Below are 7,435 nucleotides of genomic sequence, written 5' to 3'. Positions count from 1 at the left end.
GCGCCCTGTCTGACCACGTTCTGCCGTCTCGATGAACTCGGTCTGGAAGCCGTCGGGCAACGCCTTGAGCCGGATCAGGCGGTGATCGAGTGCCGAGTCGCCGAGCCGGATCCGTGGTGCCGGAAGTGCGGGTCAGAGGGCGTGGTGCGCGACACAGTCACGCGGCGGCTGGCGCATGAGCCGTTCGGGCACCGCCCCACGACGCTGCTGGTGCGGGTACGCCGCTATCGGTGCGACTCGTGCGAGAGGACGTGGCGGCAGGACACCTCGAAGGTGGCTGCGCCGTGGGCGAAGATCTCCCGGGGCGGGCTGGAGTGGGCACTGCAGGGCATCGTGGTCGATCACCTCACCGTAAGTCGCGTCGCCGCAGGGCTGGGGGTGTCCTGGCATACCGCGAACAGCGCGATCCTCGCCGAAGGCAAGCGACGTCTGATCGATGACCCTCACCGGTTCGACGGTGTCACCACGATCGGGGTTGACGAGCATGTCTGGAGGCACACCGGGTTTGGCGACAAGTACGTCACCGTGATCATCGATCTCACCCCCATTTGTGAGAAGACCGGGCCGGCGAGGCTGCTGGACATGGTCGAGGGGCGCCCCCGAGCCCGCCAACCCCGTCTCCTGCCGACTCTTCCACGTACGCCGCCCGGAGAGCCTTGGAAGCTGCTCTCGTGACGGATGATGAGGTTGTCGAGGCGGTCCGCGGCTGTCCGCGGTTGTGCCGGGGCTCGCGGCTTGTCGGCACCAGCGACGCTGGAGGCGGTCACGGAGGCGGAGAAGGTCATCGGATTCCCTCTTCCGCCTCTGCTGCGGCGCCTCTATCTGGAGGTGGCGAACGGAGGCTTCGGGCGATGTGGTGCACCCACGAGGGCGAGCACTGGCGTCAGGGCATCGACTTGGCGGACTGGCTGAGTGCAACTACGGCGGGCGCACTCACCGTTGACAGCATGCTCGACAGCCAATCTGCATTTTGAGTGGGGACAATCGCGCATACATCCGCTGACTTCTCGGGCGATCAGTCAGGTCGGGTTCTCTCCTCACGGCCGGTTACGGAACGCCGGTGAGGCACGCGCGAGGCTGTCGCACAACTCCCGCTCAGCGCGGTGGTCAAGAGGGCGCTCTGGCCATGTGTCAAGCTCAGCCCTGGGCGTGCTGTGGCGAGAGGGGTCAGTGCAGGAGATAGAGGGCGAGGGCGCCGCCCGACTCAGCGATGCGGGCGACGCGGGCGTAGCCGCGGACAGTGGCGTACGCACCGGTGCCGCCGGTGATGGCGATGTCGAAGTCGCTGGGCGGGGTGCCCATGGGGGTGGTCTTCAGGTGTTGCCATGACACCTGCCCACGGGGAAGGCTGAAGGTGCCCGAGCAGAGGGTGGTTGCTGCTGCCACTCGAGTGCACAGCGCCCCCTCGGTGCCGTAGCCGACACCGTTGCGGAAGAGGTTCGCGGTGATGATGATCTGATCGCCGATCCCGGGTCCGGATGCACCGTTGTCGACCACCGTGGTTCCCGTGCTCGTCGAAGTCAGTCGGATGACCTCTGTGCGCCCTCTGCCCATGACCATGTCCAGGGAGTACGGGTCATGGGATGCAGAGGCAGAACTCGAGAGAGTTGCCAGCGAGACCGCCGTTGCCGCCACCACACCGCACTTTGAAACGGAAAGCATTCTTCCTCCCCTCATACAAATGGCTTCTTTGGGTGCGCTTCAGAATTGCCATTGTGTGATGTGGCGTCAATTACCAAACGCATCAAAAATGTCTGGTTCATCCATTCGGCAGTCTCTCGCCGCCTCGCCAGGACGATGGCTTCGTTCGGCCGCTCCTCACCCGGCGGCGGTGCGGTGACGGGGCGGGGCAGGGCTCCCCGGGAACGTGGCCGCCGATGTTCGGCGGCCACGTCGGCCTCGCCGTTACGGCTCCAACTCGTACGCCTCGGAAAGCGCCTGAGCTGGTAACCGCTGTCGGCCGCGTCCTCGCGGATTCCTCCATCGTCTGGGAGGACTGCGAAATCTGGACAACGGACGGCCCGGCGGTGCTCATGGACTCGGCCAATGCTGGGGCCGAACTGGGGCGCCGAGTCCCCCGGCGGCGGGCTACCCGATCAGGCACCTGTCACCCTGCACACCGGCGGGAGCGTCCGCGCCGTTCGCACCGAGGCCGACGAGCACACCTAGGTCGGCGGGCAGCTCAGGGTCGTCGCGCCAGGCGGGGGCGATTGAGATCAGAGCGGCCCACATCGTCTCGGCTGCAGGCGGCCGCTGCCGCTGGGGGCGGGCAGGCCGCCCGCGCAGAGGTGGGAGCCCTGCGGGAGGTAGTCAATGCGGCCTGTCCGGTGAAGAGGTGGCAGCTGCGCCGATCGGCTTGCCGACTTCTTCATCGACCCGGTCAACGAAGATCATCGCCACATCGTCCGCCAAGGGCCCCTCAGTGTGGCGGATCAATGCCTGGTGCAGTTCTGCCAGGAACTCCGGCGGGGTGGCGCCGGCGCGTATCCCCTCCATGGTCTCCGGCAGGGCGAAGAAGTCGTTGTCGCGATTGCGGGCTTCGATCACGCCGTCGGTGTACAGCAGCAGACGGTCGCCGGGTACGAACGGATAGCTCTCGGGCTTGGCGGGAGGGCCGTTGAAGAGGTCTTCCAGGCCGAGAGGCGGCAGTGGCGAGGCGGGCATCAGGGCCTGAACCGTGCCCTGGTGCATTACCAGCGGAGGCGGATGGCCACGGTTGACCAGTTGCACCACGGGTTCGTCCGGCACCTGGGCCACGAGCGCGGTGGTGAATCCCTCCATCAGGACTTCCTGAGCGTACGCACCCGGGACGGCGATCTCCCGTCGCAGCGCGGCCGCGCAGTGGTTCATGACCTCCACCAGGTCATCCTCGTAGTGCGCGGCCTCGCGAAACGCGCCCAGCGCCACCGCGACCGCGCGCATGGCAGTCAGCCCCTTGCCCCGGACGTCCCCCACGATCATCCGGACGCCGTACCGCGTCTCCACGGCCTCGTACAGATCACCGCCGACCTGTGCCCCCGTCCCAGCTGCGAGGCACAGGCTGGCCGCCCGGACCGGGCCCAGCCGCGCGGGTACATCCCGCAGTACGACCCCCTGGGCAGCCACGGCGATCCGGCGAACCTGGTCGAGCTCGCTCTGCCTACGCGTCTGCACGGCGCTGCTCATGATGAATCCGGCCACGGACACCAGGGCCAGAGCCAGGAAGTTGGTATAGACCTGAAGGGTGCCCCAGGCCTGGTTGTAGGTGGCGGTGGTCACGCTGATCGCCAAGGCGAGAGCCGCCGCCGAGGCGGTGCCCTTGGGGCCCATCGTCACCGCGGCCAGCGCAGGCATCGCGGTGAGAAGGGGGCCCGTGTAGATGAAGTGTGCAGGCGAGAGCTCGATGACCAGCACGGCCAGCGCGATCGCGAACGGCACACATTTCGCCAGCGTGAAGAGGACCCCACTGTGACCGCCCGCTCCCAGTCGAGAAGCTGAGCGGAAGAGCGACCGCATAGGTACAGCGTGCCTCGCTGAAGTGGAGTGCTCCACTCAACGCTCTTGCGCAACCAGGAACCCGCAGAGCCGTGGCCTACCGGCCCCGGCGCTACTGCGCCCCACAAGCAAGCCGGTGAGATCCGCCAACTCAGCCACTGATCCGCCAACTGAAGCACTCAGCCACACATGGCATATTTGTGCGGGAGATGTCATAGTTTTGCTAACATCAGCCTCTACCCGAGGAAAATGCCCTGATGCCCACTGGAGCCCACCCCAACGCTCCCGCCCCCGAGCGAGCATTGCCCTAGCTCGCGACTGCGACGAGTGCCGCGGCTGGGGGAGCGTGGTGAACGATGGCCGCCACGAGCTCTGCCCTGTCTGCCAGACCCTGAGCACCTGACCGACGAGGTATCCCGGTACGGCGGCACGTGCTGCGCCCGGGCCTTGAGGTCCTTGGCGACGTCGCGGACCGGAGGGTGCTGGATCTGGGGTGCGGGATGGGGAGGTTCGCGGCGCTCGTCGCCGCGAACGCGGTGCGCTGATCGATGCCGTGGACTCCTCCGTCCTGCACACCAACTCCGCCGGAACGCCGCCCTCCAGCACGATGACGCCGCGCCCTGAGATCCTGCCGCCGGCCGACGGCGACCGCCTCACAGTCCACATGTGGGTCCTCACCCCTGGCCTCTGGGAATCCCTGCTCACACGCCACGGTCTCGTCGTTGAACGGATCGACGCCCTTGACGCCCCCGAGCCCGCCAACCCCGTCTCCTGCCGACTCATTCACGCACGCCGCCGGGAGGGGTGAGGTGCGCCAACACCCGTCCCTGTAGGACCTGTTATGCCCGACCGAACCCGCCAGGGCAGAAGGCCTGGGACACCCGATGGACGTCCTGGAGTCGACACGCTGGCTCGGCGCCGGACTGCTGCCGCCCCCGGGCCGCGTCGCCGCCTGAATCTCCGCAGCGCGGCTGGACGCGGATACGTCGGGCAGCCGCACCTACGTCCCCTCTCCGGACCTTACAGGCACTGGTAGGCGTCGATTTGTGGGCCGTTCGGCGATCCCCGGCTCGGTTCAGCGGTCCGCGGGGCAATTGGCGCAGCTCGGCTGTGCTCCACCGGGGGGAAATTCTGGGGACTCGCCAGCAGGCTCACTCCGCTGGGCTCCCCTCCGCCTACGTTTCCGATGGCAGGTATGTTCCATTCCGACTAGGGAGAGCCGATGGCTGAACGCACTGTGCATCGACGCGGTTATCGAGAAGGCCTCGGCGGTGAGATGGTTGCCGAGTTCCTGGGAACGTTCGTCCTGCTTCTGCTGGGCATCGGGTCGGTGGCCGTCGCAGTCGTCGGTCTGCCCGGCTCAGGCCGACAAACCGCGGACTTCGGGGCCGACAACTGGCTCATCATCTCGTGGGGCTGGGGCCTCGCCGTGGTATTCGGCGTATACGTGGCCGGCGGCATCAGCGGCGCCCACCTCAACCCCGCGGTGACCCTCGCCTTCGCGGTTCGAAGGGATTTCCCCTGGCGGAAGGTCCTGCCCTACTGGCTGGCGCAGGTCGTGGGCGCCTTCGTCGCCGCTGCGCTCGTCTACGCGTCCTACAGGTGGGCGATCGACGCGGCCAACGCCAAGGCGGGAGTCCCACGGGACAAATCTCTCGGCACATATTCGATCTTCGCCACATTCCCCGCCGAATACTTCGGAGGTTCATGGTGGGGACCCCTGCTCGACCAGATCGTGGGGACCGGAATCCTGCTTCTGCTGATCTGTGCACTCATCGACACCCGCAATACGGCTCCGATGTCCAATCTCGGCCCGTTCCTCATCGGCCTGGTGGTCGTCGCGATCGGTTTGACTTTCGGCACCAACGCCGGGTACGCGATCAATCCCGCACGGGACTTCGGCCCCCGATTGTTCACATTCTTCGAAGGCTGGGGATCTATTGCTCTCCCCGGGAGTTTCGAATGGTTCAGCGGCTACTGGTGGATTCCCATTGTCGGTCCACTCATCGGCGGAGTCATCGGTATCGTCGTGTACGACCTGCTCATCACTCCGGTGATCAAGGCCAGGAACGGGTTGACCGAAGAAGGACCCGCCACCGAAGAGCCCTAGATATATTGCCCAGTAGGACGCAACACGGAACCGCCGCGAGCGCGTTCCACCGGGGGAACGCCACATCAGGCGCGCCGGTCTGCAGCGGCGTGATCCAGTTCGTGAAGCCGGCGAATAGCGGTGTCGCGAACATCAGCGCTGAGCTTGTTCCGCTGTGACGGGCACCATTGGTGTGGTGGTCAGGCTGCGAGTGCGGTCTCGTATTCGGCGGGACCGGGGTAACCAAGGCTGCTGTGCAGACGATGCAGTTGTACCGGCTCTCGATGAAGTCGAAGATCGCGGCGCGAGCGGCGGCCCTGCTGGGCCAGGCGGCGATGCCGAGCAACTCGCGCTTGATGGTGGCGAAGAACGACTCGGCGAGCGCGTTGTCCCGGTACTGTCCGGTGCGGCCAACCGACAGCCGAACTCCGAACTCGTCGGCCGGAGCTGCGAATTGCCGACTGATGTACTGGCAGCCGCGATCCGAGTGGAAGATCACCGGACGGGTGGGGCGACGCCGGCGGCAGGCGGCCTTGAGGGCATCGGCGACCAGACCGGTTCGCAGGTGATCGGCAGTCGCCCAGCCGGCCGGACGCCGGGAGGCGATGTCGATGACAGTGGCCAGGTAGAGCCGGCCCTCCTCCGTCGCGATGTACGTGATGTCGCCGCACCAGCGGGCATCCAGCCTGGTGGGTTCGGGCTGGAAGTCCCGGACTATGAGATCGGGCCGGGAGGCAGCAAGCGGATCGGCGATCGTGGTCAGGTGCCGTCGTCCGCGATGCCGGCACAGCAGTCTGGCGGCTTCCCACTGGAGACCGGCATGGACACGCGGTGCGCCGTAGGTTCCACGCGATCCCATGTGGACGTTGGTGATCTGTTCCGTCAGCTCAGCGTCGCGGAGCGCGCGGGGACCAGGCTTGCCGGTGCGGCGGGCGAGAAGGCGGTCCGGGAGACGTTCAGCAGCTCACACGCCCTTTGACGCTATGACCGCCCTGCTTCTCCGCCTCGATGAACGGGTGCACCGTCACCGGGTCTCCTTCGCGAAGAAAGCCGTGGCCCGCTTGAGGATGTCGACGCCCTCCCCGCAGGCGGCGGTTCTCCCGCCGCAGCGCGGCCAGTTCCTCACGTTCACTGCTGGTCAGCCCGTCGCGCTCGCCCGCGTCGACCTCAGCCTGCTTCACCCAGTCACGCACCGCGGTCTCGGTCAGATCGAAGTCTTTGGCGATCTGACCGACCGAGCGGTCACCGCGACGGCACAGCTCGACGATCTCGGCCTTGAACTCCGGCGTGAACGAGCGGCGAGGGCGAGGCTTCTTCTTCCCCATGCTCTCCATGATGGACATCCTCCCGGGGCTGAACCCCTGATCTCGGATGTCCGTCAAAGCGGATCAAGCCCACAGCAGCATCACGGTGCCGTGCATCGTGAACGCCTGGCTGAACTGCTCGGTCGACAAAAGCTGCATGCCCGGGCAGGCGCGCTGACAGGCATCGGCTGAGCGCACGGGGGCCGACTTGCCCACCGCGCCGGACCCAGGGGCCCGCTGCGGTTTGCATATTTATGCGCTCAATGTCATAGTTTTACTATGTGTAGCCCTCTATCCGAGGAAAATGACCTGATGACCACTGGAGCCCACCCCAACGCTCCTGCCCCCCGAGCGAACATCGCCCTAGCTCGCGACTGCGACGAGTGCCGCGGCTGGGGGAGCGTGGTGAACGACTGCCGCTACGAGCTCTGCCCCGTCTGCCAGACCCCGAGTGCCTGACCGACGAGGTGTCCCGGTACGTCAACGCGTCACCGGGTGCGCCCCGGTGGCCGGGGACGGCGCCCCGGTTGGCGCGTGCGTCTCCATGGCTGCCGTCGTGGCCCCGGTG

6 protein-coding genes and 2 pseudogenes are annotated in these 7,435 nt (G+C 66.8%); 4 read left to right on the top strand and 4 right to left on the bottom strand.

Going from position 1 to position 7,435, the window contains the following annotated elements; genetic code table 11:
• Positions 1 to 606 (top strand): annotated as a pseudogene (locus tag ACZ3H8_RS40325) (transposase family protein); the annotation flags it as partial.
• 561 nt (positions 607 to 1,167) lie between these two features.
• Here ACZ3H8_RS40325 and ACZ3H8_RS40320 read toward each other — a convergent pair.
• Complete coding sequence (locus ACZ3H8_RS40320; RefSeq protein ID WP_467410283.1) at positions 1,168 to 1,497, bottom strand: hypothetical protein; 330 nt, start codon at positions 1,495 to 1,497, stop codon at positions 1,168 to 1,170.
• Positions 1,498 to 2,046: 549 nt separating this feature from the next.
• Here ACZ3H8_RS40320 and ACZ3H8_RS40315 point away from each other — a divergent pair.
• On the top strand, positions 2,047 to 2,169 hold the full coding sequence (locus ACZ3H8_RS40315) for a hypothetical protein (protein ID WP_467410280.1): 123 nt from the start codon (positions 2,047 to 2,049) through the stop codon (positions 2,167 to 2,169).
• A 141-nt stretch (positions 2,170 to 2,310) separates the two neighbouring features.
• Here ACZ3H8_RS40315 and ACZ3H8_RS40310 read toward each other — a convergent pair whose 3' ends face one another.
• On the bottom strand, positions 2,311 to 3,417 hold the full coding sequence (locus ACZ3H8_RS40310; RefSeq protein WP_467410279.1) for a PP2C family protein-serine/threonine phosphatase: 1,107 nt from the start codon (positions 3,415 to 3,417) through the stop codon (positions 2,311 to 2,313).
• 610 nt (positions 3,418 to 4,027) lie between these two features.
• Here ACZ3H8_RS40310 and ACZ3H8_RS40305 point away from each other — a divergent pair.
• Positions 4,028 to 4,282 (top strand): hypothetical protein, encoded by a 255-nt coding sequence (locus tag ACZ3H8_RS40305; RefSeq protein WP_467410276.1) that lies wholly within the window; start codon positions 4,028 to 4,030, stop codon positions 4,280 to 4,282.
• A gap of 414 nt (positions 4,283 to 4,696) precedes the next feature.
• Positions 4,697 to 5,584 carry an MIP/aquaporin family protein gene (locus tag ACZ3H8_RS40300; protein ID WP_467410275.1) on the top strand — a complete coding sequence of 296 codons (888 nt, stop codon included), beginning with the start codon at positions 4,697 to 4,699 and terminating at the stop codon, positions 5,582 to 5,584.
• Positions 5,585 to 5,891: 307 nt separating this feature from the next.
• On the opposite strand, the pseudogene ACZ3H8_RS40295 reads toward ACZ3H8_RS40300, so the two are convergent.
• A pseudogene (locus tag ACZ3H8_RS40295) lies at positions 5,892 to 6,437 on the bottom strand (DDE-type integrase/transposase/recombinase); the annotation flags it as partial.
• Between the two features lie 82 nt (positions 6,438 to 6,519).
• Positions 6,520 to 6,897 (bottom strand): transposase, encoded by a 378-nt coding sequence (locus tag ACZ3H8_RS40290; protein WP_467410273.1) that lies wholly within the window; start codon positions 6,895 to 6,897, stop codon positions 6,520 to 6,522.
• Positions 6,898 to 7,435 lie beyond the last annotated feature (538 nt).

This window comes from Streptomyces sp. NPDC002868, assembly GCF_055563295.1.
This window is presented reverse-complemented; position numbering and strand designations above follow the sequence as displayed.

Bases quoted from the DNA above. Each gene is read 5' to 3' on its own strand.
- ACZ3H8_RS40315 (WP_467410280.1), top strand. From the start codon at position 2,047: ATGCTGGGGCCGAACTGGGGCGCCGAGTCCCCCGGCGGCGGGCTACCC.
- ACZ3H8_RS40300 (WP_467410275.1), top strand. From the start codon at position 4,697: ATGGCTGAACGCACTGTGCATCGACGCGGTTATCGAGAAGGCCTCGGC.
- ACZ3H8_RS40290 (WP_467410273.1), bottom strand. From the start codon at position 6,897: ATGGAGAGCATGGGGAAGAAGAAGCCTCGCCCTCGCCGCTCGTTCACG.